At 69.5% G+C, this 23,618-nt stretch carries 24 protein-coding genes; 7 read left to right on the plus strand and 17 right to left on the minus strand.

Features of this window, described 5'->3' with window-relative positions:
* Nucleotides 1-1,198 precede the first annotated feature (1,198 nt).
* Genes GKO32_RS35520 through GKO32_RS35530 form a run of 3 tightly spaced genes read right to left on the minus strand, consistent with a single transcriptional unit; the run spans nt 1,199 to nt 2,735 of the window.
* Nucleotides 1,199-1,831 (minus strand): anti-sigma factor family protein, encoded by a 633-nt coding sequence (locus GKO32_RS35520; RefSeq protein ID WP_312869128.1) that lies wholly within the window; start codon nt 1,829-1,831, stop codon nt 1,199-1,201.
* On the minus strand, nt 1,828-2,340 hold the full coding sequence (locus tag GKO32_RS35525; RefSeq protein WP_154761304.1) for a sigma-70 family RNA polymerase sigma factor: 513 nt from the start codon (nt 2,338-2,340) through the stop codon (nt 1,828-1,830). The genes GKO32_RS35520 and GKO32_RS35525 overlap by 4 nt, the downstream gene beginning before the upstream one ends.
* The gene (locus GKO32_RS35530) at nt 2,337-2,735 is read right to left on the minus strand and encodes a hypothetical protein (RefSeq protein ID WP_154761317.1); all 399 of its coding nucleotides are present in this window, start codon (nt 2,733-2,735) and stop codon (nt 2,337-2,339) included. Before GKO32_RS35530 ends, GKO32_RS35525 begins: the two co-directional genes overlap by 4 nt.
* 101 nt (nt 2,736-2,836) lie before the next feature.
* Between GKO32_RS35530 and GKO32_RS35535 the strand changes: the two genes are divergently transcribed.
* Nucleotides 2,837-3,286: a Rieske (2Fe-2S) protein gene (locus GKO32_RS35535; protein WP_154761305.1), complete on the plus strand. Its 450-nt coding sequence runs from the start codon at nt 2,837-2,839 to the stop codon at nt 3,284-3,286.
* Here the strand turns inward: GKO32_RS35535 and GKO32_RS35540 are convergent.
* Both GKO32_RS35540 and GKO32_RS35545 read right to left on the minus strand, forming a co-directional pair.
* The gene (locus tag GKO32_RS35540; RefSeq protein ID WP_312869129.1) at nt 3,283-3,735 is read right to left on the minus strand and encodes a PTS sugar transporter subunit IIA; all 453 of its coding nucleotides are present in this window, start codon (nt 3,733-3,735) and stop codon (nt 3,283-3,285) included. The two genes, GKO32_RS35535 and GKO32_RS35540, sit on opposite strands and share 4 nt — an antisense overlap.
* Nucleotides 3,732-4,040, minus strand: coding sequence for a PTS sugar transporter subunit IIB (locus GKO32_RS35545; protein WP_154761306.1), 309 nt, complete (start codon nt 4,038-4,040; stop codon nt 3,732-3,734). Before GKO32_RS35545 ends, GKO32_RS35540 begins: the two co-directional genes overlap by 4 nt.
* 67 nt (nt 4,041-4,107) lie before the next feature.
* On the opposite strand from GKO32_RS35545, the gene GKO32_RS35550 reads away from it, so the two are divergent.
* The 4 genes from GKO32_RS35550 (at nt 4,108) to GKO32_RS35565 (ending at nt 7,922) form a co-directional block, all read left to right on the plus strand.
* Nucleotides 4,108-4,905, plus strand: coding sequence for a GntR family transcriptional regulator (locus tag GKO32_RS35550; RefSeq protein ID WP_154761307.1), 798 nt, complete (start codon nt 4,108-4,110; stop codon nt 4,903-4,905).
* The gene (locus GKO32_RS35555; protein WP_312869131.1) at nt 4,902-6,128 is read left to right on the plus strand and encodes a PTS transporter subunit EIIC; all 1,227 of its coding nucleotides are present in this window, start codon (nt 4,902-4,904) and stop codon (nt 6,126-6,128) included. Before GKO32_RS35550 ends, GKO32_RS35555 begins: the two co-directional genes overlap by 4 nt.
* A 61-nt stretch (nt 6,129-6,189) precedes the next feature.
* A complete protein-coding gene (locus GKO32_RS35560; protein WP_312869132.1) occupies nt 6,190-7,005 on the plus strand; it encodes a serine hydrolase domain-containing protein in 816 nt (271 codons plus the stop codon).
* A gap of 125 nt (nt 7,006-7,130) precedes the next feature.
* Nucleotides 7,131-7,922 carry a S1 family peptidase gene (locus GKO32_RS35565; protein ID WP_154761308.1) on the plus strand — a complete coding sequence of 264 codons (792 nt, stop codon included), beginning with the start codon at nt 7,131-7,133 and terminating at the stop codon, nt 7,920-7,922.
* Here GKO32_RS35565 and GKO32_RS35570 read toward each other — a convergent pair.
* From GKO32_RS35570 to GKO32_RS35605, 8 genes are read right to left on the minus strand one after another with little or no spacing between them, the layout of a single operon-like run.
* Nucleotides 7,915-8,862 (minus strand): D-2-hydroxyacid dehydrogenase family protein, encoded by a 948-nt coding sequence (locus GKO32_RS35570; protein ID WP_312869134.1) that lies wholly within the window; start codon nt 8,860-8,862, stop codon nt 7,915-7,917. The genes GKO32_RS35565 and GKO32_RS35570 overlap by 8 nt on opposite strands.
* 20 nt (nt 8,863-8,882) lie before the next feature.
* Nucleotides 8,883-9,446, minus strand: coding sequence for a GrpB family protein (locus GKO32_RS35575; RefSeq protein WP_154761309.1), 564 nt, complete (start codon nt 9,444-9,446; stop codon nt 8,883-8,885).
* A 1-nt stretch (nt 9,447) separates the two neighbouring features.
* Nucleotides 9,448-10,281: a shikimate dehydrogenase gene (locus tag GKO32_RS35580; protein ID WP_312869147.1), complete on the minus strand. Its 834-nt coding sequence runs from the start codon at nt 10,279-10,281 to the stop codon at nt 9,448-9,450.
* Between the two features lie 7 nt (nt 10,282-10,288).
* Complete coding sequence (mltG, locus tag GKO32_RS35585; protein ID WP_312869135.1) at nt 10,289-11,824, minus strand: endolytic transglycosylase MltG; 1,536 nt, start codon at nt 11,822-11,824, stop codon at nt 10,289-10,291.
* A complete protein-coding gene (gene ruvX / locus GKO32_RS35590; RefSeq protein WP_312869137.1) occupies nt 11,821-12,312 on the minus strand; it encodes a Holliday junction resolvase RuvX in 492 nt (163 codons plus the stop codon). The genes mltG and ruvX overlap by 4 nt, the downstream gene beginning before the upstream one ends.
* Nucleotides 12,309-14,969, minus strand: a complete 2,661-nt coding sequence (gene alaS / locus GKO32_RS35595; protein WP_312869139.1) for an alanine--tRNA ligase — start codon at nt 14,967-14,969, stop codon at nt 12,309-12,311. Before alaS ends, ruvX begins: the two co-directional genes overlap by 4 nt.
* A gap of 60 nt (nt 14,970-15,029) precedes the next feature.
* Nucleotides 15,030-15,317 carry a hypothetical protein gene (locus GKO32_RS35600; protein WP_154761310.1) on the minus strand — a complete coding sequence of 96 codons (288 nt, stop codon included), beginning with the start codon at nt 15,315-15,317 and terminating at the stop codon, nt 15,030-15,032.
* Nucleotides 15,314-15,724, minus strand: coding sequence for a DUF948 domain-containing protein (locus GKO32_RS35605; protein WP_312869140.1), 411 nt, complete (start codon nt 15,722-15,724; stop codon nt 15,314-15,316). Before GKO32_RS35605 ends, GKO32_RS35600 begins: the two co-directional genes overlap by 4 nt.
* 131 nt (nt 15,725-15,855) lie before the next feature.
* On the opposite strand from GKO32_RS35605, the gene GKO32_RS35610 reads away from it, so the two are divergent.
* Complete coding sequence (locus GKO32_RS35610) at nt 15,856-16,533, plus strand: SDR family NAD(P)-dependent oxidoreductase (protein ID WP_154761312.1); 678 nt, start codon at nt 15,856-15,858, stop codon at nt 16,531-16,533.
* The gene (locus GKO32_RS35615) at nt 16,530-17,558 is read left to right on the plus strand and encodes an S-adenosylmethionine:tRNA ribosyltransferase-isomerase (protein ID WP_154761313.1); all 1,029 of its coding nucleotides are present in this window, start codon (nt 16,530-16,532) and stop codon (nt 17,556-17,558) included. Before GKO32_RS35610 ends, GKO32_RS35615 begins: the two co-directional genes overlap by 4 nt.
* Before the next feature lie 208 nt (nt 17,559-17,766).
* On the opposite strand, the gene GKO32_RS35620 is transcribed toward GKO32_RS35615, so the two are convergent.
* The 4 genes from GKO32_RS35620 to aspS form a co-directional block, all read right to left on the minus strand.
* Nucleotides 17,767-19,131 carry a replication-associated recombination protein A gene (locus GKO32_RS35620; protein ID WP_312869141.1) on the minus strand — a complete coding sequence of 455 codons (1,365 nt, stop codon included), beginning with the start codon at nt 19,129-19,131 and terminating at the stop codon, nt 17,767-17,769.
* 25 nt (nt 19,132-19,156) lie between these two features.
* Nucleotides 19,157-20,023 carry an SGNH/GDSL hydrolase family protein gene (locus tag GKO32_RS35625; protein WP_154761322.1) on the minus strand — a complete coding sequence of 289 codons (867 nt, stop codon included), beginning with the start codon at nt 20,021-20,023 and terminating at the stop codon, nt 19,157-19,159.
* Nucleotides 20,024-20,097: 74 nt separating this feature from the next.
* Nucleotides 20,098-21,258 (minus strand): phosphotransferase, encoded by a 1,161-nt coding sequence (locus tag GKO32_RS35630; RefSeq protein WP_154761314.1) that lies wholly within the window; start codon nt 21,256-21,258, stop codon nt 20,098-20,100.
* A 140-nt stretch (nt 21,259-21,398) separates the two neighbouring features.
* The gene (aspS, locus tag GKO32_RS35635) at nt 21,399-23,171 is read right to left on the minus strand and encodes an aspartate--tRNA ligase (RefSeq protein ID WP_312869145.1); all 1,773 of its coding nucleotides are present in this window, start codon (nt 23,169-23,171) and stop codon (nt 21,399-21,401) included.
* Nucleotides 23,172-23,618 lie beyond the last annotated feature (447 nt).

Below are 23,618 nucleotides of genomic sequence, written 5' to 3' on the forward strand. Positions count from 1 at the left end.
GTTTCTGGGGTGTGGGGCGGTTTCACTTGGGGTGGGGTTGAGGGCGGAGGCTTGGGTCGGGTGGTCGGGTGGTCGGGTGACGGGCAGTCGGCGCCGGGTGGCCGGGTCGGCGGATGGACAGGCGGTCGGGTGGCTGGCGGTCGAGCAGACGCTTGGGTCTGCTCGACCGCCGCCGGGTGATGGTCGGCGGTCAGATGGCCGGGTGATGGTCGGGGGCCGGGTTGTTGTGAGGCAGGCGCGTCGGGCGGTCGGGCAGATGGAGGTCAGGTGTGGAGTGGAGGGATGTGTTGGTGCGTCTGGGATTCCGGGGTCTGGACTCGAGTGCGAGGGTTTTTGGTGGCTGGGCATCCCGAGGTGGAAAGGTCGAGCGGAGGAAACCCGATGGCGCGCCCGGGATCCATGAAAGCTGGAGTCGAGTTAGGGGTTCTTGGTGGCGGGTGGCTTGTGGTCTGGCGGTGGGATCTGCCAGCGCAGTAGGGGATCGGTCGGCGGCATGAGAACGAGGTGGCCCACTTCCGACGGCGAGAGCGGGCAGCGCCATGGAAACCACCGGTGTGGCAAGGCATCGGGCGAGGTGAGGTTTCAGCTTATTGGTCCGGCACGGGCGAAGTCGCTTGTGGCGCCACGGTTTTGCAGAGAGCTAACGCGACGGATTTCGGTGGCGCGGCTGGGGATTGGATGGCGGTCGTGCTTGATGGTGATGGTTGGGAAGGCATGGGTGGCTGCTGCCGGCAGATTGAGGAGATGAGGGCGCGTGGGGTGTGGCGGTTCGGTAGGACAACGGATCGCCAATGAGCTCGGGCTCGCGCTCGGGTTCGGGCCGTGACTCAGTCTCGAACTCGGGCGCTGGCCCGGACTCGGGCTCGGACCGTCACTGGCGTTCGCGTTCGCGTTCGCGTTCGCGTTCGGGTTCAGGCCTCGACTCGGACTCAGGCCCAAGCTCGGGCTCGGGCCCTGACTCGCGCTCAGACTTGGACTGGCGTTCGGGTTCGAGCCCCGGCTGAAAGCGATCTGCGAGACGCAGTCGGCCGCAAGGAGCGTGCTGGATCTTGTTGCTGCGTAAGCGTTTTCCGGCTGCTGAGCAACACCGTGGAGTTCGATCACGTGTTCGATTTTTCACCGCGCTCCGGCATTATCGCAAGAACGAGTTTTTACCACTGGCCCACTCGTGCATCAGCAGCACGAAAAGGCCGGGGAATCAGGGCTGCCAGCGCAGCAGCGGCACACCGGAAGCGCTCCGGATCTCCAGCGACCGGATGTCCGTCGGGGATATCGCAGTGTCCAGCGTCATTTTGGCCGTGTGATTGGGATCCGCCCACCAGGTTGCCAGGTCCTCCTCCGTCCCATCGGGACGGACGGCCACCAACCGGTAGTCGGCACCGTACCTGGCACCCCGGTACTCGCACGACATGTCCACTCTGGACCCACCCGAAACGGGCGCCACCGCAGCCGTTGCCTGGACCGGGGCCGCTATCAGGGGAGTCATCGCCGTCCCGGAAACACCGTCGCTCTGCGGCAGCACCACCGCCAGTGCGACCGCGGCCGCGGCCACCGCACCGACGCCGAACGTCGTGAACGTGCGGCGCCTGCGGATCTTGCGTACCGACGCCAGCATGGACGGCAACAGCCCACCCGGTGGTTCGGCCGTCTCCACCATCTCCGGCCCCACCTGCGACAGCAACCCGGGCAAACCAGCCAGCTCCTGCACCGAGCGCGCACATTCCGGGCACTGCTTCAAATGCGCTTCGAAGGCGGCCCTGTCCTCAGGCGACAGCGCCCCGAGGACGTAAGCCGCATCGTAGGTTTCGAACTCGTCCGCCGGCCTGCTCACTGGGTCACCCCCCTCTCCTCCAACGCGAGCTTCAACGCCCGCAACGCGTAGTGCGTCCGCGACTTCACCGTCCCGGGCGCCACCCCCAGGGCCCTGGCCGCGTCCGCGACCGAATAGCCCTGGAAGTAACACAGCCCCAGTACTTGCCGGTGCGCCACCGACAACTCCCCCAGCGCCTCAGCAACCAGCCAGCCCTGCAACGTCCGATCCGTGTCGTCCGGCAGGGCGGGCTCCGGTGGCGCGTCGGTCATCACCTCCGACCGTGTCGCCGCCGAACGCCACCCGTCTATCGCGATCCGGCGCGCCACCGTGAACAACCACGCCCTGGCCGAACCCTGCGACTGGTCCAGCACCCGCGGGTGCTTCCACGCCCGCAACAGCGTCTCCTGCACCAGGTCCTCGGCCCTGGCATGATCACCGCCGGTCAGCTTCATCGCGTAGGACCAGAGCGCGCTCGCATGATCCTCGTGCAGCGCACGCATCAACTGGTCTTCCGCGGGCTCCTTCATACCCGGGCGACCGCCCTCGCCCCGGTCCGCGAACGCACCATCAGCAACAGCAGCGCGATACCGAACACCACACAGCCCGCCTCGGTGACCACGCCCCACACCTCGGACGCCATCACGAACTGTTCGTGCACACCGAACAACCCGCCCGGGGTCAGCGAGATCAGATACGCGCCGAGCGTGGCCGCGCCGAACCCGATCGCACCCAGCACGGGCAGCCAGTGATGCCACAGCAGCACCGCGACCGCCAGCACCACACCGGCCACCACGTTCACCAGGAACAGCGGCCCGATCGTCTGAATATCGGAAAAACCTTGATTCGCATACAGGTCGTAATGCACCCAGGCCGACCCGAGCAGCCCCAGCACCACCAGGGCCCGCAGCACCCACGCCACCATGCCCATCCCTCTCCTCGACGTCAAACGTACAACCGTCTCCACGAAACAGCCTGCGCTGTGGTTCATTGAACCGATCAGCCGGTTGAATCGTGATCAAGGGCATGACTGCCGAAACACCCACCCGTCGTACCGTCCTGACCACTGGAATCGCCGTGGCCGGCGCCGCCGCGGGCACGGTCGCCCTCGCAGCCTGTGGCTCCGATTCGAACTCGTCCGGATCCAATGGCTCCGGAAACACGGTCGCTCCGGCTGCCCCTTCGGGCACCGCCGTCGGCGCGCTGGCCGACGTGCAGGTCGGCCAGTGCAAGTCCGTCACCGTGGGCGGTCAGGCCGCGATCCTGGCGCGGCCGACCGAAACCACTGCCGCCTGTTTCAGCGCGATCTGCACCCACCAGGGCTGCACCGTCACCCCGGACGGCGGGGAGCTCAAGTGCCCGTGTCACGGGTCGGTGTTCAACGCGCTCACCGGCGCGGTGAAGAAGGGACCGGCCGAAACGCCGCTGCCGTCGATCCCGGTGAAGGTCAACGGCAGCAACGTCGTGACCGCCTAGCTCCAGACGAACAGTTGCTCGCCGGTGGTGACCGGGCCGTCGGCGAGCAACTCCGACAAAGCTTCCGCCGACGCGTCCAATGCGACGACCGGCACCACGGGTGCGTAGCCCGCGGCGCGCACGGACTCCGGGTTCCAGCGGATCAGCGGTTGCCCGGCCCGCACTGACTCCCCTTTCACCACGTGCAGCGTGAAACCTTCGCCTTTCTGCTTGACCGTGTCGATGCCCAGGTGCACCAGCACCCCCTTGCCGTCGGCGCCCGCCACGACGAACGCGTGCGGGTGCAGCGTGACGACGGTGCCGTCGATCGGCGCCACCGCGTCCTGTTCCCCGCCCTCGGGTTCCACCGCCATGCCCGGCCCGACCATCGCCTGCGCGAACACCGGATCGGGCACCTCGCTCATCGGTACCGCCCGCCCGGCCACCGGGCTCGCCACGATCGTCTTCACAACAGATCCTGGATGTCCTCGGCGATCGTGTCGGCCTCCGGGCCCACGACGACCTGGACCACCGAGCCCATCTTCATCACGCCATGCGCGCCGGCCTGTTTCAGCGCCGCCTCGTCGACGACCGAGCCGTCCTCCAACTCGCACCGCAGCCGCGTGATGCAGCCCTCGATGTCGATGATGTTCCCGGCGCCGCCCAGCGCGGCGAGAATCTTCGCCGGCCTCTCATCGGCCACGGTTGCCTCCCTCTGCCTGGTCTGAACACGTTCCCGTAACGGCGGTTGACACCTCAGCGGTGTGCGGAGCATTCTGCCCCATCGAGAAATGGTCTAGACCGGAACGTACCAATCTTCGGCGCCGGGTGCGAGCCCGGCAATGAACCCGCAACACAACGGAGGTGGCGGCCAGGTGGTACCCGATGTCGCCGCCGGCAAGGTCGTGGAGGGACCCACGCCGAAACACGCGCAGCTGCGCGAAATCCTGCGCCGTCTGATCGAGGGTGAGCTGGCGCCCGGCACCGCCATTCCCTCCGAACGCGAGCTCGCCGGGCAGTACGACGTCTCGAGGCTGACCGTGCGGTCGGCCATCGGGAAGCTGGTCGAGGAAGGATTGCTCACCAGGGCACGGGGCAAGGGCACCTTCACCGCGGCGCGGCGGATGGAGTTGCAGCTTTACCTCATGTCGTTCACCGCCGACATGAGGCGGCGCGGTCTCGTGCCCACCACGGAAGTCCTTGCCACGGCACAGGAAGTTCCCCCGCCGGCCACCGCGAGCGCGCTCGGTCTCGCCGGGGGACAGCGGGCGTACCGGCTGTCCCGGCTGCGCCGCGCGGACGGGGTTCCGCTCGCGGTGGAGCGAGGCTGGTACCACCCCGGGCTGCTGCCCGGGTTGCTCGAAACCGATCTGACCCAGTCGCTGTACGAGCAGATCGCGAAGCAGTACGACATCCGCTTCGATCACGCCCGCCAGACCGCGTGGGCCGAAGCGGCGGATCGGGAAACGGCGCGGCTGCTGGGTATCCGCGCCGGCGACCCGCTCCTGGTCTTCCGCCGGATCTCCACCACCCGGGGAGAGCCGGCCGAGGACATCACGTCCTGGTACCGGGGCGACCGGTACCAGGTGAGCATGCAACTGGACCCGACACTCCCCGCCGATAACGGAGGTATGCCGTGACTACCACCACCGCCGAAGGATCGACACGAGGCAAGGGCAGGGGCGTCGCCGGGCTGCAGCGATTCGGCCGCAGCCTGATGCTCCCGATCGCGACCCTGCCTGCCGCCGGCCTGCTGCTGCGGCTCGGGCAGGACGACCTGCTCGGCCGCTGGGACGCGACGAAGAAGGTCGCCGCCGTGCTCGCCGCGGCCGGCGGCGGGCTGTTCGACTGGCTGCCGCTGCTGTTCGCGGTCGGCATCGCGGTCGGGTTCGCGCGCCGCGGTGACGGGTCCACCGGCGTCGCCGCGGTCGTCGGGTTCGTCGTGTTCAACAAGGTCGTGCAGGTGTTCGCGCCGATCAGCGGCCTCGAAGGGTTCAAGGAAGGCTGGTACCTCCAGCCCATCAAATGGCCCTACAGCGTGCTGGGCGGCGTGATCGTCGGCCTCGTCACCGCCGTGCTGTGGCAGCGGTTCCACCGCGTCAAACTGCCCCCGTACCTGGCGTTCTTCGGTGGCCGCCGGTTCGTGCCGATCATCAACTCGCTCGCCCTGCTCGTTCTCGGCGTGATCTTCGGCCTGATCTTCCCGCCCATCGACAGCGCCATCCAGCACCTCGGCAACGCGGTGACCGACGCGCCGGTCGTCGGTGGCGGTGTCTACGGCCTGCTCAACCGCCTGCTCCTGCCGGTGGGCCTGCACCAGCTGATCAACGTGCCGGTGTGGTTCATCTTCAAGGGCGGCGACATCACGAACTTCTTCAACGGTGACCCGCACGCGGGCGCGTTCACCACGGGCTTCTTCCCGATCTTCATGTTCGCGCTGCCCGCCGCCGCGCTGGCGATCTGGCAGACCGCCCGGCCCGAGCAGAAGAAGGTGGTCGGGGGCATCATGATCGCCGCCGCGCTCACCTCGTTCCTCACCGGCGTGACCGAGCCGATCGAGTTCGCGTTCATGTTCGTGGCGTGGCCCCTGTACCTGATGCACGCGGTGCTCACCGGTATCTCGCTGGCGGTCTGCAACGCGCTGGGCATCCATCTCGGGTTCTCCTTCTCCGCCGGCGCGATCGACTTCGCGCTGAACGCGGGGGCACCGGCCGCGGCGAAGGCGTGGTTGCTGATCCCGATCGGCCTGGTGTTCGCGGTCATCTACTACTTCGTGTTCCGGTGGGTGATCACGAAGTGGAACCTGCGGACCCCGGGCCGCGAGGAGGAAGGCGTCGACGTGACCGACACGACGAGCGTCTGACGCCGTGCGGATCGCGGGCCCGGCGCGAGATCCGCGCCGGGCCCGCTCGTAGGGTGGGCATGTGGACAGCGTGCGCGGGATCGACGAATGGCCGGTGGACAACGCGGCGGCGGTGGTGATCGCCGCGGACGGGATGGTGCTGGGCCGTCACGGTGACGAGAACCGGCAGTTCCGGCTCGCATCGGTGACGAAACTGCTCACCGCCTACACCGCGCATATCGCGATCGAAGAAGGAGTCGTCGAGCTGGACACCCCGGCCGGGCCCGAGGGTTCGACGATCCGGCACCTGCTCGCGCACGCGTCGGGGCTCGCGTTCACCGAGCACCGGCAGATGGCGCAGCCGGGCACGCGGCGGCTGTACTCCAACGCCGGGTTCGAGGAGCTGGCCGACGCGCTGGCGGAGCATTCCGGCATCCCGTTCGCCGAATACCAGTCCGAGGCGCTGTTCGTTCCGCTGGGCATGGGGGCGACGAAGCTCGACGGTTCCCCCGCCGCCGGGGGTGTGTCGTGCCTGCGTGACCTCAGCATGTTCGCGGCCGAGCTGCAGCGGCCGACCCTGCTGGACCCCGACACCCTCGCCGCCGCGACCGAGGTCGCGTTCCCCGGACTGACCGGGGTGCTGCCGGGGTTCGGCCATCAGAAGCCCAACGACTGGGGCCTGGGGTTCGAGCTCCGCGACTCGAAGAGTCCACATTGGACTGGGAAGAACAGCTCCCCGCGGACCTACGGTCATTTCGGCCAGTCCGGCACATTCCTGTGGGTCGACCCGGACGCGCGCGTGGCGTGTGTCGCGCTGACCGACCGCGACTTCGGGCCGTGGGCCGCCGAATGCTGGCCTGACTTCACCGACGCGGTACTGGCCGAACTAAAGGCTTGACCCGTTCGGGGGCATTGTCGTTCTTCCCGACTTTCGTCAGGTCTGAACCACCTCACCGGACGGCTAGTTTTTTCTTCGCAGCGTGTTTTTCGCGCGATTCACTCACCCTGCGGAGGTTTCTCGTCATGCGATTTTTCCGGTTGCGCCGCGCCCTCGTGGGTCTCGGTGTACTCGCGACGGCGCTGGCCACGGTGGTCACCGGCACGGCGGACGCGGCCCAGCCGCTGGTCGTCGGCGGCCAGAACGCGGCACAAGGCCAATTTCCCTGGATGGTGAAGCTTTCGATCGGCTGCGGTGGCTCGCTGATCGCGTCGAAGGTGGTGCTCACTGCGGCGCACTGCGTGACACGCACCGGCGCCGACACCAGCATCACCGCCACCATCGGGAAGGTCGATCTGCAGGCAGGCGGCGGGCAGTCGATCAGATCGGCCTACGTCTACCGCAGCCCGGAATACGCCAGCACCGGCGCGCAGGACTGGGCGCTGATCGAGCTGGCCTCGGCCCCGTCGGGGCCGCTGCTGACGATCGCCGATCAGGGCCAGACTTCGCTCAACAGCGGCGATTTCACCATCATGGGCTGGGGCTCGACCAGCGAGGGCGGCGGCCAGTCCCGGTACCTGAAGTACGCGACTGTGCCGTATGTACCCGACTCGTCGTGCCAGCAGTCTTACAGCGACCTGCAGCCCGCGTACGAACTGTGCGCCGGGTACGCGCAGGGCGGTGTCGACACCTGCCAGGGTGACTCGGGCGGCCCGATGGTGAAGGCGGATTCCTCGGGCGACTGGGTCGAGGTCGGCATCGTCAGCTGGGGTCAGGGTTGCGCCGAGCCCGGTTTCCCCGGGGTCTACGGCGAGGTGCAGTCGTTCTCCGACCACATCAAGGCCCGCATCAGCTCCGGCGGAACGATCGTCAGGTAACGCTCATCACGCGCACTGGCTGACCGGCTTGATACGCCGCGATGTCCTCGACCGCGTCACGGAAGAAGATCTCATACACGTCCCGGGTGACGTAGCCGAGGTGCGGTGTGAGCACCGCATTGTCCAGTGTCCGCAATGGATGGTCGGCGGGCAGCGGCTCGACGTCGAACACGTCGAGCGCTGCCCCGCCGATCTCCTTGCGGCGCAACGCATCCACCAGTGCGGCCTCGTCGAGGATGGCGCCACGCGAGGTGTTCACCAGCAGCGCGCCGGGTTTCATCAGAGCCAGCTCGCCGGCCCCGACGAGACCGCGGGTGCGTTTGCTCAGGATCAGATGCACCGAAAGCACGTCGGACCGGGCGAAGAGTTCTTCCTTGGAGACCGCGGTGACGGCGTGCTCCGCGGCGCGTTCGGCGGTGAGATTCTGGCTCCAGGCAATGGTTTCCATCCCGAACGCCTGACCGACCTTCGCCACCCGCGAGCCGAGGCGGCCCAGCCCCAGCAGGCCGAGCGTGCGGCCGTGCAGCGGGAGGCCGACTGTGCTCTGCCAGCCGCCTTGACGCATCGCGGGCAGCTCCACGTCGAGATGGCGCGCCGCGGCGAGGATCAGCGCCCAGGTGTGCTCGGCCGTCGGGTGCGACACGTAGCCGGTGCCGCACACCACAATGCCGTGCCGCTCGGCGGCTTTCAGGTCGATCGCGGCGTTGCGCTGGCCGGTGCTCACGAGCAGCCGCAGATCGGTCAGCCGGGCGAGTACGTCCGCCGGGAATCGGGTGCGCTCGCGCATCGCGACCACCACGTCAGCCCCGGCAAGGCGGTTCACCAGCTCATCGGGATCGGCGATGTGCGTGGTGAACACCTCGATCTCGGCGCCGAGGGACGCCCAGTCGGCCAGGTCGAGTGCCACGTGCTGATAGTCGTCGAGGATGGCGATCTTCACCTCGCCGACGGTACCCGAGGTCAGGCCCGGCGAAGGATCCCGGCCACCACGTCGTTCTTCGCGTCGGCGTAGTTCTGGACGTACTTCCACGTCCGTGCCGCCAGTTCCCGCTTGGTATGGGCGTACAGCTCACGGTCGGTTTCGTTGCCACGCAAGCGTTCCCGGAACCGCAGATACCGGTCGATCTGGTCGCATCCCGGCGAGTAGACGTGCAGGTTGACGTCGGTGTCCGGCCCCTTGAACAGGCGGTGCTCGTTCCAGTTCGGTTCCCGGATGGTCAACCGGTAGCCCGCCGCTTCCAGTGCGGGCACGTATGCGGGCTCGTCGCCGGAGTCGGGGACCACCAGCAGGATGTCGATGATCGGTTTGGCGCACAGGCCGGGCACGGACGTGGAGCCGATGTGCTCGAGCTGGACGACGCGCTCCCCCAGGACCGACCGGATGCGCGCCGCTTCCCGCTCGTACAGGCGTGGCCAGCCGGGGTCGTAGTCGGCGAGGGTGATGGTGCCATTGAGGACCGGTGGTTCCGCCACGAAGGCGGCGCGGATCTCCTCGTCGGAGAAGGCCTCTCCAGGTTCGGGCATATCAGCAGGCTATCGGCAGGGGCAATACGTTGTCCGTCGCCGCGCGGAGGGCTTCCCGCATGGCCTCGCGGGGGGCCGGGTGGCCGGTGAACTGCTCGACCTGCCCGAAAGCCTGATGCAGCAACATGTCGAGCCCGGTCGCGACCCGGCCGCCGCGGGCTGTGACGGCTTCGGCCAGCGGGGTCGGCCACGGGTGGTAGATCACGTCGAGCACGCAGTCCACGGCCGCCAGCCCGGCCGCCGACCCGGCGACCGCGGCCGGGGGGACCGTACTCACCAGCACGGACGCGTCCGCCGCGAGCTTCGCGAAGTCAGTCCCGGCCCAGGTGTGCACCTCGGTTTCGACCCTGGCACGCGCCGCCGCGGCGACGGTTTCCTTGGCCCGTAACGGATCCCGCACCACCAACCGAGCCCGCGTGACGCCGAGTTCTGCGAACGCGACGACCGTCGCCGAAGCCGTGCCACCCGCGCCGAGGATCACGCCGGTCGAGCCCGGCGGGGCCGCGAAGCCGCCCGCGATCCGCAACGCGCCGATCACCCCGTCGATATCGGTGCAGTCGGCGAACCAGCCGGAATCCTTGCGCACCAACGTGTTCGCCGCACCCGCCGCGAGCGCGCGGGCGCTGGCCTCCGTCGCGAAATCCAGCGCGGCCCGCTTCCCCGGCATGGTCACCGAAAGCCCGGCCCACTCCGGGCCCAGCGCCGACACGAATCCCGGCAACCCCTCCGCGTCCATCTCGACCCGCTCATAGGTCCAGTCCACCAGCCCGAGCGCCCGGTACGCGGCCTCATGCAGCACCGGCGACAGCGAGTGCGCGACCGGTTTACCGAGAATCGCCGCCTTAGAACGCACCACGTTGCCTCGCCAGTGCGATGTTCTGCTGATGCTCGGACGCCGTGGCGGCGAAGCAGGAAAGCCCGTTCTTCTCGCATTTGACGAAGAACACCCAGTTCCCGTCCGCGGGCTTGAGCGCGGCCTGGATCGCGTCCGAACCGGGCGAACCGATCGGGGTCGGCGGCAGGCCCACGTTGAGATAGGTGTTGTACGGGCCGGGCCGGGTGCGGTCGGCGTCCGAGGTCGTCACGACCGGTTTGTCCAGCAGGTAGTTCACCGTGGAGTCCAGCTGCAGGCGCATGTTCGCGGCGAGCCGGTTGTAGATCACCCGGGAGATCTTCTCGAAGTCCTGGTCGACACCCTCGCGTTCGATGAGCGAGGCGATCACCAGCACCTGGTACGGGTTCTGCCCGTTCACCGTGGTGGACGCGGCGAGGCCCGCGGCCTGGACCTTCGTGGCCGAGCTCTTGAGCACGAACCCGAGCAGCTCGTCGGCCTTCCAGCCCGGTTTGACGTCGTACACGCCGGGTGCGACAAGGCCCTCGATGCGCCGGCTGTCGGTGCTCTTGGCGGACTGGGCCGCCGCCCAATCCGGCACGCCCATCGCCTTGAGGTCCGCCGACTCGGCGGCCTTGCGCAGGTCGTCGGTCGACACGCAGGTGTTCTGGCCGTTCAGCTGGGCACACGATGCCTTGGCCAGCAAGCTGAACACGCCGGGCGTGATGCTGCCGTCGGGCTGCGTGACGTCGTCGAGCTGGGTGCCGGCGCGGACCTGCAGCACCCCGACCCGCGCGTCGGGCGCGGTCAGCTTCGTCACCGCGGCGGCGCCGGACATCTTCGTCTTCATGACGTAGTAGCCCGGCTGGAGGCTGCGTACCTTCGCGTTGTCCGCGCTGGCCTTGACGAACGCCTTGCCGCTGGCGACCACACCCGCGCTGGTGAGTTCCGTGCCGATCGCGTTGGTCGAGTCGCCCTGGCCGATCTCGATGACGACGTCGTTGTCGCCGGCGCCGTCGTAGTCGGCGTAGCCGAAGATCTTGTCGATGCCGTACCAGGCGCCGCCGCCGATGACGGCGATCACCGCGAGCGCGGCGACCCAGCGCAGGAACCGCCTGCCGGTCTTGGTGCGCCGGCGCGGCTCTTCCTCGTCGTCGGCGGGCTCGATGTACTCCGGCTCGGCCCGCTCCTCCACGTCATCGGGATAGTCGTCGCGGTAGTCGTCGGGGTACTCGTCCTCGTCGGCGTAGTCGTCCTCGTAGTACTCGGGATCCTCGTAGTACTCGATGTCTTCGACCGGGATGATGTCCGTCGGGCTCTCGTCCGGCGGGATCGGCCGGCGGGCACGCGGAGGGTGCGGCGCCCGGTCGTCGAACAGGTCGAGCCCGTGATCGGGCCGCCTCGGCGGGCGCCGGGCCGGGGGCGGTGGCTGCTGCGGTGGTGGTTGCAGGGCGTGCCGTGGCTGCCCGCGGGGTGGCAGTGGCGGCGGTGGGGTACCGTCCGGGCGCCGCCGTCGGCCACCCGGCGGCGGAAGCTCTCGGCTCACGTTCGGCCCTCCCGAGCCAGGTAGGCGGCCCGGCCATCGAGCCAGCCCTGCAGGATCTCGACCGCGGCGGCCTGATCGACCACCGCGCGCTGCTTGCGTCCCTTCACCCCGCGCTGCGACAGCATGCGGGCGGCGCTCACCGTGGTCAAGCGTTCATCGGCCAGCCGTACCGGTACCGGCTGCACCCGGGCGGCGAGTTTTCCGGCATAGGCAACGGAATTCTCGGCGGCGGCGCCGTGGCGGTCCGCCAGTGTTCTTGGCAGTCCGACGATCACCTCCACCACCTCGTGCTCGGTGACGAGCCGGGCCAGCTGATCGAGATCACTGTCGCTGTGCGCATCACGCGACAGGGTAACGAGTGGTGTCGCCAGAACGGGGGCGGGATCGCTCAGCGCCACGCCGACCCGGACGGAACCGACATCGACCGCAAGACGGCGACCGGCCCCGGGATCGGCTTCCCCGGGCCGGTCGGCATTCCGTGTGGTCACCCCGCGGCGACCGTGTTCCGCAGCGCGGTGATCGCCCCCTCGATCCCGGTGGGGTCACTGCCACCGCCCTGAGCCATGTCCGCCTTGCCGCCACCGCGGCCGCCGATCTCCGGCGCGAACGAGGGCACCAGCTTGCCCGCCGCGAAACCCTTGTCGCGGGCTTCGGCGTTGGTGGCCACGACGAAGCTCAGCTTCCCGCCCTGCGGCGCGAACAGCGCGACGATCGCCGGGCGCGACCCGAGCCTGCCGCGGACCTCGGTCGCGAGCGCACGCAGACCGCCGCCGTCGATCTCGCCGTCGACCTTCTCCGCGACCAGCAGCACCCCACCGGTCTCGCGTGCGGAGTCCGCGAGCGAAGCCGCCGAGCCCAGCACCTGCCGGGTCTTGAGCTGCTCGATCTCCTTCTCGGCGGTGCGCAGCCTGGTCAGCACGTCGTCGATACGGGCCGGCAGCTCGGCGGTCGGCACCTTCAACGTGCCGGCCAGCTGCGAGACCAGCAGCTGTTCCTTGCGGACATGCCGCAGCGCGTCGGTGCCGACCAGCGCCTCGACGCGGTGCACACCCGAGCCGATCGAGGCGTCGCCGACCAGCTTGACCAGCCCCAGCTCGCCGATCCGGCCGACATGCGTGCCACCGCACAGCTCCCGCGAGTAGTCGCCCATGTCGACCACCCGGACGTCGTTGCCGTACTTCTCGCCGAACAACGCGACCGCGCCGAGTTCGAGCGCCTTGTCCTTGGTGGTGACGTAGGTCTGCACCTCGACGTCGTTCTGGAGGTAGTCGTTGACCTCCTCCTCGACCTCGGTCAGCACGTCCGCCGACACCGGGCCGGGAGTGGTGAAGTCGAACCGCATCCGGCCGGGCGAGTTGAGCGAACCGGCCTGCGCGGCACGGCGGCCGTACGCGCCGCGGACCGCGGCGTGCACCAGGTGCGTCGCCGAGTGCGAGCGCGCGATCGACCCGCGGCGGGCGCCGTCGACCGACCCCGTGACCTCGGTGTCGAGCCCGATCTCGCCTTCGGTGACCTCGACCCGGTGCACGTACAGGCCGGGCACGACCTTCTGCACGTCGAGCACCTTCGCCTCACCGGCGTCCCCAACGAGGACGCCGGTGTCGGCGACCTGGCCACCGCTTTCCGCATAGAACGGGGTGCGGTCCAGAATCAGCTCCGCCTTCTCCCCGGCGCGCACGCTGCGCACCCCCTGGCCACCGGAGAGCATGCCGATCACCTTCGCGCTCGCCTGCAGGTCGGTGTAGCCGAGGAAGTCGGTTTCGCCGTGCCGCTCCAGGAGATCCCGGTACACCGACAGGTCGCCGTGCCCCTTCTTCCGAGCCGCCGCGTCCGCTTTCGCGCGCTGGCGCTGCTCCTCCATCAGGGCGCGGAACCCGTCCTCGTCGACCTCCAGCCCCTGCTCCGAAGCCATCTCCAGGGTCAGGTCGATCGGGAAGCCGTAGGTGTCGTGGAGCTGGAACGCCTTGTCCCCGGTCAGGATGCTGCCGCCGGCGGACTTGGTCTGCTCGGCGGCGAGATCGAAGATCCGCACGCCGCTGGTGAGGGTGGCCAGGAACGCCTCCTCCTCGACGCGCATCACGTCACTGATGCGGTCGAAGTCGCGGGCGATCTCCGGGTAGGACGGCGCCATCGCGTCGCGCACCACGGCGGCGAACTCCGGCAGCACCGGCTCCTGCACGCCCAGCAGCCGCATCGAGCGCACGATCCGGCGCAGCAGGCGGCGCAGCACGTACCCGCGCGCCTCGTTGCCGGGGGTGACACCGTCACCGATCAGCATCACGCCGGAGCGCGCGTGGTCGGCGATCACGCGGAAGCGCACGTCATCGGTGTGGTCGGCGCCGTAGCGGCGGCCGGAGAACTCCTCCGCCTTGGCGATCACCGGGCGCACGAGATCGGTTTCGTAGACGTTCTCCACACCCTGCAGCAGGTACGCGACCCGCTCGACGCCCATCCCGGTGTCGATGTTCTTCCTCGGCAGCTCGCCGAGCACCGGGGCGCCCTTCTTCGGGCTCTGCTCACCCCGGACATCCTGCATGAAGACGAGGTTCCAGATCTCCAGGTAGCGGTCCTCGTCCATCGCCGGGCCGCCCTCGCGGCCGTGCTCGGGGCCGCGGTCGTAGTAGATCTCCGAGCAGGGGCCACCGGGGCCGGGCACGCCCATGTCCCAGTAGTTGTCCTCGGCGCCACGCAGCTGGATGCGGCTCTCCGGGATGTCGGTGGCCTTGCGCCACAACGCCGTCGTCTCGGCGTCGTGTTCGTAGACCGTCGCCCAGATCCGGTCCGGGTCGAGGCCGAGACCGCCGTCGGCCTGCGACTTCGTGATGAACTCCCAGGCGAAGGCGATCGCGCCTTCCTTGAAGTAGTCACCGAAGGAGAAGTTCCCGGCCATCTGGAAGAACGTGTTGTGCCGGGTGGTCTTGCCGACCTCGTCGATGTCACCGGTGCGCACGCATTTCTGGATGCTGGTGGCACGCGGGTACGGCGGCGGGACCTCACCGAGGAAGTACGGCTTGAACTGCACCATGCCCGCATTGACGAAAAGCAGCGTCGGGTCGTCGAGGATGAGCGACGCACTGGGCACGCGGGTGTGGCCGTGGGACTCGAAATGCTCGAGGAAGCGCTTGTTGATCTCGTGTGTTTCCACTGGTTTTCCTTGCGGTCTGCGGGGTGGGACGGCGGGCGCGGCGGAGAGCGCGCGAAGAACTCAGCTCTCCGCCCGGCGCGCTCGCGCCGGACGCGGCCGGGCCTGCGGACGCGTCGAGGGCACGCCTGAGCGCTGCTCCACCATGTCCCGCAACTCCCGCTCGCGTTCACTCATCCCGGCCCGGACGTCGGCACCGAACGATCCGATGGCACCCGCCAGCTCCCGTGCTGCGTCACCGAAGTTCTCCGCCAGCCCGGCCGGTGTGGCCTGGTGAGCCGTCCGGCTCGCCTTGCGGGTGGCCGCGACCCCGGCCACGACACCCACCCCCAGCCAGAATAGCCGCTTCATGACCGGCCGCTCCCCCGCCGGCCACGGCGCGCGTGCCTGCCGTCCGCGTTCTCCTTCGCCTTGCGGCGCGCCCGGATCGCCTTGCTGACGCCATAGGAGAACGCCGCGGTCTTGACCAGCGGGCTGCCCAGGGTCGCGGTGAACACCGACGACAGCGCGGAGACGTTGCCGGTGACCGCCTGCGCGTTCGCGGTGATCCCGTCCACCCGCTCGAGCTGGGTGTTGACGTGGGTGATGGTGTCGTTGGCGCCGATCAGGATCGGATCGGAGTTCTCGTGCGCCTTGCGGATGGCGACGGTCGCCTCGTCCAGGGTGCGGCCGAGCTTGATCAACGGGATCGCCAGCAGTATCACCAGCAGCACGAATGCACCGGCGGCGATGAGCGCGGCGATCTGCCCTGCCGACACGGGTCCTCCTCCAGAAATGGCGACGGCGTGAATGCCGGTCAGGCTACCGTGCGCCCACAGACGGTGCTGAACGTGTCGCCCGTGGGGCGTTTCCTTGACCTCTAGTAAGGTCGAGGTTTGATGCTGGCAGCATGGACAGTGACACGAAGACCGCGGTCGTGACCGGCGCGTCGCGTGGGCTCGGCCTCGCGTTGACCAGGGAACTGACCAAGCGGGGCTGGCGGGTTGTCGCGGACGCGCGCGACGGTGACCGGCTGCGGCACGCGCTCGACGGGACGGGCGCCGCCTGTGTCCCGGGTGACGTGACGGATCCCGGGCACCGCAAAGAAATCCTGGAGGCCGCGGGCAACGCGGACCTGCTCGTCAACAACGCGAGCGCACTCGGGCCGAGCCCGCAGCCGGCGCTGGCGGCCTACCCGCTCGCCGAACTGGAGCGGGTGTACGCCGTGAACACGCTCGCTCCGCTGGCACTGACCCAGCTGCTGGTGCCGGGACTGCGCCGCCGCCACGGCCGGATCATCGACATCAGCTCGGACGCGGCGGTCGAGCCGTACGAGGGCTGGGGCGGCTACGGCTCGTCGAAGGCCGCACTGGACCAGCTCACCGCGATCCTCGCCGCCGAGGAGCCGGAGCTGCGGGTGTATGCGTTCGATCCCGGCGACATGAACACCGACCTGCACCAGCAGGCGTTCCCCGGCGAGGACATCTCCGACCGGCCCGATCCGGAGACGGTCGTGCCCGCGCTGCTGCGGCTGGTCGAGGGCGACCTGCCCAGCGGCCGCTACCGGGCCGCCGAGGTGCCCGCATGACGATCCCGTTCACACTGCCACCGGGCAGTGAGGCGCGCCGCCCGCCGGAACACCGGGGGCTGCGCCGCGACGGCGTGCGACTGCTGGTCGCGCGCCCCGGGGTGATCGAGCACCGGCGGTTCCACGACCTGCCGGAGCTGCTCGCCCCTGGCGACCTCGTCGTGGTGAACACGTCGGCGACCCTGCCCGCGGCGCTGGATGCCGTGCGGGACAACGGAAAACCGGCACCGGTACACGTCTCCACACCGCTCGACGACGGGGACTGGGTGATCGAGGTACGGCTGGGCGACGCGAGCGGGCCGGACCTGTCACTGCACGCGGGTGAGCGCCTGTATCTCCCCGGCGGGGCCGTGCTGACGCTGCTGGCCCACCACCCGCCGGCTACCTCCGGAACCCGGCTCTGGCGCGCCGCCGTCACGCCCAGGGTTTCCGCGCGCAGCTACCTGCCGCGCCACGGACGCCCGATCGGCTACGGCTACCTCACCGGGCGATTTCCGTTGCGGGACTACCAAACCGTGTATGCGACCGAGCCCGGCAGCGCGGAGATGGCCAGCGCCGGACGGCCGTTCACGGAACCGCTGTTGGTGCGGCTGATGGCGCGCGGCGTGATCGTCGCGCCCGTCGTGCTGCACGCCGGGGTATCGAGCCCGGAGCTGCACGAGCCGCCGATGGCCGAGCGGTTCGCCGTGCCCGCGTCGACCGCACGGCTGGTCGATGTGGTGCGCGCGGCCGGACAGAGAGTGGTCGCGGTCGGCACGACCGTCGTCCGGGCGCTGGAAAGCGCGGCGGGGCCGGACGGGTCCATGCGCGCGGCGACCGGCTGGACCGACCTCGTCCTCGGCCCGGACCGGCCGGCCCGCGTCGTCGGCGGGCTGGTGACCGGCCTGCACGCACCCGAGGCCAGCCACCTTCTGTTGCTGGAAGCGGTCGCCGGCCGCCCCCTCGTGGAGGCGGCGTACGAAGCCGCCGTGCGCCAGCGGTATCTCTGGCACGAGTTCGGCGACTCAACGCTGTTTCTGCCGTAAAACCTCATGAATATCCGCGCGAGTTGCGCGTTCCCGCCACGCGAGTTGCGCGTTCCCGCAGCACGAGTTGCGCGTTCCCGCTGCACGAGTTGCGCGTTCCCACCACGCGCAACGCTCAACTCCCGCGCACACAACGCTCAACTCGCGCGCACGCAACGCTCAACTCGCGCGCTCCCAACGCTCAACTCGCGCGGGTCTGTTAATTCGGTTACTCGCCGCGGATGGTGCGGCGCAGCTTGGGGACGCGTTCGGCCAAGGGGCGCTCGGCGCCGCGCTGGGTGGGGTGGTAGTAGTCGCGCCCGACGAGGTCGTCCGGCGGATACTGCTGTGGCAGCACGCCTTCGGGCACGTCGTGGGGGTACCGGTAGCCCTGTGCGTTGCCCAGTTTCGCCGCCCCCGCGTAGTGCCCGTCCCGCAGGTGCGGCGGGACGGTGCCGATGCGCCCGGCGCGGATGTCCGCGAGGGCGCTGTCGATGCCGGTCACGACGGCGTTGGATTTCGGTGCGGTGGCAAGGTGAATCGTCGCCTGTGCCAGCGCGAGCCGCCCTTCCGGCATGCCGATGAACTGCACCGCGTGCGCGGCGGCGACCGCGGCCTGCAACGCGGTGGGGTCGGCGAGGCCGATGTCCTCACTCGCGTGCACGACGAGGCGCCGTGCGAGGAACCGCGGGTCCTCCCCCGCCTCGATCATCCGCGCCAGGTAGTGCAGCGCGGCGTCCACATCGGACCCGCGGATGGACTTGATGAACGCGCTGATGACGTCGTAGTGCTGGTCGCCGTCGCGGTCGTAACGCACCGCCGCTTTGTCCACTGTGGACTCGACGGTGGTGAGGTCGATCGTGCGGTGTTCGGTGGCCGCGGCGGCGTCGGCGGCCGCTTCCAGTGCGGTCAGCGCACGGCGCGCGTCGCCCGAAGCCAGCCGCACCAGGTGTTCCTCGGCCTCGGCGGTCAGCTGCAACTCGCCACCCAGCCCCCGTTCGTCGGACAGCGCGCGATGAATCAGCGCGCGCACATCCTCGTCGGTCAGCGGGCGCAGCTGGAGCACCAGCGAACGCGACAGCAGCGGCGAGACCACCGAGAACGACGGGTTCTCGGTGGTGGCCGCGACGAGCAGGACTGTGCGGTCCTCGACGGCGCCGAGCAGCGCGTCCTGCTGGGTCTTGGAGAACCGGTGCACCTCGTCGATGAACAGCACGGTGTTCTCGTTGTTGTACATCCGGCGACGGCGTGCCTCTTCGATGACGCCGCGCACCTCCTTCACCCCGGCCGACAGCGCCGAGAGCGCGACGAACCGGCGGCCGGTCGCGGTGGACACCAGGTTCGCCAGCGTCGTCTTCCCGGTGCCGGGCGGGCCGTAGAGCAGGACCGACGCCGGGGCCGCGCCCTCGACGAGCCGCCGCAACGGCGCGCCCTCACCGAGCAGATGCTGCTGCCCGACCACCTCGCCGAGGGTGCGCGGCCGCATCCGCACGGCCAGGGGTGACCCGGCCGGGATCACCGGCTCACGCGGAGCCTCGACCGGGTCCGGCCGCTCGAGGTCCGGGTTCACCGTGAAGAGTTCGTCCTGCTGCACCCTTGAAAGGTTACTGCGGCGCGGTTCAGCGGATCTGCAGCGCGCTCGGCTGCGGTTCGGGCGCCGCGGTGACCTCGGTGCCGTCCCGCCACGTCAGGTACGACTCCTTCGCCGAGGCCGCCAGGATGCTCGCGACGTAGGGCAGCAGGTCGCGGCTGCGCCGCCACAACCACGGGATCCCTTTCAGCACAAGCCATCCCACGTGTTGCGCGGTGGTCGGCTGCAGGCCGCCGGAGCAGGCGAGGCTCACCGGTTCGACGATCTCGACACCGGCCTCGCCGAGCTGCTCGGTCAGGCCCTTGGCCAGCATCCGGTGCCCGAGCTCCGAGGGGTGCAGCCGGTCCACGCTCCAGGACGCCAGGTCGTAGGCACCCGGCATGGCGGCCAGGTCGAGGCACGGCATGCCGTGGCGGCGCACGACGGTGCCGATGGCTTCGTTCAGCTCGTCGATCCGCGCCTTCAACGCCCGGTAGAGCGGGCCGGGCAGCCGGAAAACCTTGCCGTGGTCGTGAAAACGCACCGGCACGACGATGGTGCCGAGCGCACCGAGCGTGGTCATCACGTGGTCGAGGTCGGCGGCCATCGCGGCGGCGTCGAAATCCGAGCGCAGGGTGTCGTTCATGCCGACGATCACCAGCGCCACGTCCGGCCGGTGCGTGGTCGCCGCGGGCAGCTGGTCGTAACGCACGCAGCGCATCCGGGCGCCGGTGAAAGCGGTGTTGAGGTAGCCGTCGGGCGCGACGTCCAGCGCCCGCGCCACGAATGGGCCGACGCCACGCCAGCCGCGGCCGGGCACGGGGTCACCCAGGCCCACGGCGGTGGAATCACCGAGCACGGCCAGTCGCCGTGCCCGCCGGGACGTCACTTCGGTCGGGGAGAACTGCTCGGTCAGCGCGGTCACGTCTACAGACCATCGGTCATCCACCCTCACCGGCGGTGAGCGCAGGGTAACGAGGTCAAGACCTCTTACCGAAATGCTGGGTACAGCGGCAACTCGAGTCCCGGCCCGTACCGGGCGTCGAGCCCGGCCGCGACCGCGCGCGCGTGTCCGGCGATCTCGTTCTCGCCCATCCGCGCCGCGTCAGCCTCCAGGTGGAGCCACCACGTGACCAGCGCCGCCGGTTTGTCGCAGCGGCCGGTCAGCGCGGTCCAGGTGTTCACCCAGACCACCAGCAGCTGATGGTCGAGCAGGTGCCCGGACAGCACATCACCGTCGGACAAGCCCGGCCAGACTCCGACCACTTCCGACCGCCACGCCGCGACCATCGCCTCGCTCATTCCGGCGGGCAGTGCGAGCGCATCGGTGCAGGACGCGAACGGCACCCGCAGGTTCGCGGCGTCGACGAGGGCGTTGCGCACCCGGCCGCGTTCGAAATCGAGGAACCGGACCCCGCCGCTGGTCACGAGATTGTTGTCCGGGCTCAGATCCGCGGGGCTGAACGCCCGGTAGGCCAGCGACTTCGCCCGCACGCACGCCGCCTCGGCGAACCGGTGCACCGCGTCCGGGGTCGCCACCTTGAGGTGCTCTTCGAGCAGGCCGGGCAGCTGCGCGCACGCGGTGACCGGGGTGCTGTCCTCGTGCTTGACCGGGCCGCCCAGCCGGCGCAGCAACGCGTCGAAATCGGCTTCACGGCCGGCGGTGGTCGCGTGCATCCGGCCCAGCGACCGGGCCCACGACAGCAGCGCCCGCTCCGCCGCGCGAGCGTCGCGGCCCATCAGCTTGTCCTGCAACGTGGGCGCGTTGCCGAGATCGTCGATGACCAGCACCCGCTGCTCGCCGTCGTGGGCGAGCAGTTCGGGGCACATCCGCTCCTCGGGCTGCAACGCGGTGAACAGCTGGTAGCTCACCGCCTCCTGGGCGAAAGGATCCGGCAGCCCCTCCGGCGCCGGGTCCGGGTAATGCTTGATCACCAGCGTGCGGGGCAGCCCGAAAGGCGAGGCCGCGATTCTGGCCCGCACCACCGTCGCCGGGCCGCTGCCGGGCAGGTGCACCGGATCGACGAGGGCGATGGCGCTGCCGAAGCGGTGCGCGAGCACCACTTCGCCTGCCGCGACCGCCGCCGCGACAGCCGGTTCCACGGGTGCAGCCGTGCCCGCTGTGCCTTCTTCGGAAGTGTCCACGGTCATCGTGTTCGACCCTACTAGTGGCCTTGTGCCCTTCTCCACCACGAAAATTCCGCCGGCGCAGGGTTACTGCGCCGTTCACCCAGGTGCAGGCATGCGCCTGCGCCAAGCGGCGGAGCACAGGTACCCCCGCGGGACGCCGGTTACGCCTTGGCGGGCTGTGGTTTCGCGTCGATCCCGGCTTCCTTGCGCTGCTGGGCCGTGATGGGGGCGGGCGCGCCGGTGAGCGGGTCGTAACCGCCACCGGTCTTCGGGAACGCGATCACCTCACGCAGCGATTCGGCATGCGCCAGCAGCATCACGATGCGGTCCCAGCCGAACGCGATACCGCCGTGCGGCGGCGGGCCGAACTGGAAGGCGTCGAGCAGGAAGCCGAACTTCTCCTGCGCCTCCTCCTCCGCGAGACCCATCACCTCGAACACGCGTTTCTGCACGTCAGCGCGGTGGATACGAATAGAGCCGCCGCCGATTTCGTTGCCGTTGCAGACGATGTCGTAGGCGTAGGCGAGCGCGCTGCCCGGGTCGGTCTCGAACTTGTCGAGCCACTCCGGGGTCGGCGAGGTGAACGCGTGGTGCACCGCGGTCCACTTGCCGGAGCCGACCGCCACGTCGTCACCGATCTCCTCGACGGGCGCGAACAGCGGCGCGTCCACGACCCACACGAAGGACCACTCGTTCTCGTCGATCAGGCCGAGCCGGTGCCCGATCTCCACCCGTGCGGCGCCGAGCAGGGCGCGGGCCGAGCCGGGCGTGCCGGCGGCGAAGAACACGCAGTCACCGGGCTTGGCGCCGACCTTCTCGGCCAGCCCGGCGCGCTCGGTTTCGGAGATGTTCTTGGCGACCGGGCCGGACAGCGTGCCGTCCTCGGCGAGCAGCACGTACGCCAAGCCCCTCGCACCGCGCTGCTTCGCCCATCCCTGCCACGCGTCGAGCTGGCGGCGCGGCTGGCTGCCGCCGCCCGGCATCACCACGGCACCCACGTATGGCGCCTGGAACACGCGGAACGGCGTGTCGGCGAAGTAATCGGTGAGATCAGTCAGTTCGAGCCCGAAGCGCAGGTCCGGTTTGTCCGTTCCGTAGCGCGACATCGCGTCCGCGTAGGTCATCCGCGTGATCGGGCGCGGCACCTCGTGGCCGATCAGCTTCCACAGGGCGGCGACGATGTCCTCGCCGATCTTGATCACGTCGTCCTGCTCGACGAAGCTCATCTCGATGTCGAGCTGGGTGAACTCGGGCTGCCGGTCGGCACGGAAGTCCTCGTCCCGGTAGCAGCGCGCGATCTGGTAGTAACGCTCCATCCCGCCGACCATGAGCAGCTGCTTGAACAGCTGCGGCGACTGCGGCAGCGCGTACCACGACCCGGGGCGCAGCCGCGCGGGTACGACGAAGTCGCGGGCGCCCTCGGGGGTCGAGCGCGTCATCGTCGGCGTCTCGATCTCGACGAAGTCCTGCTCGTGCAGCACCTCGCGGGCAACGCGGTTGACCTCGCTGCGCAACCGGATGGTCGCCGCGGGGCCACTGCGGCGCAGGTCGAGGTAGCGGTACTTGAGCCGGACCTCCTCGCCGACGTCGACCCGGTCGTCGATGGGGAACGGCAGTACCGCGGCGTCCGACAGCACCTCGAGCTCGGTGGCCAGCACCTCGATCTCGCCGGTGGGGATCTCCGCGTTTTCGTTGCCGTCCGGGCGTTTGCCCACCTCACCGGTGACGCGCACGCAGTACTCCGAGCGCAGTTGGTGTGCGCGCTCGGCCATTTCGCCCTCGCGGAACACGACCTGGGCGACCCCGCTCGCGTCGCGCAGATCGATGAAGATCACCCCGCCGTGATCGCGCCGCCGGGCGACCCACCCGGTGAGCGTGACGATCTGGCCGGCATGCCCGGCACGGAGGGTGCCGGCGTCGTGGGTGCGAAGCACTGCGGTTGTTCTCCTTGCGAGGACGATGACTAGCAGGGATTTTGCCCCTCGGTATAACTCCGCAGATTAGTGGAGTGTGCCCCGCCGCGTCCGACCGCGTCCTAGCTTGTGTTTCACAAGCGGCGGAGCCGCTTGCTGTGGGGCGTCAGCTGACACCGCTGCGGGTTCTCAGGTGGTTCCTCGCGAGGACAGCGCCGACGTGGTGTAAAAGCGCTGCCGCGCGAAGCGCGTCCGCCAGGGGCTGGTGGTCGGGCTGGCGGGCGGGACTGAGGTTCCGCCACCCGCACCGCTACGCAAACCACTTTCGAAACACTCCCTAACTTGAGTTTTAACCTGTTCGGCGTGGTCGGGGGGTGACCGGTTTGGCTTTCGTGGTCGTGGTCGCGGTGACGATGTGCACGTCGTGGCGGTCGGCGGGTTGCAGGTTGCGGCGTCCGGCTGGTCGGC

This window comes from Amycolatopsis pithecellobii (assembly GCF_009707865.1).
Lineage (GTDB): Bacteria > Actinomycetota > Actinomycetes > Mycobacteriales > Pseudonocardiaceae > Amycolatopsis_E > Amycolatopsis_E pithecellobii.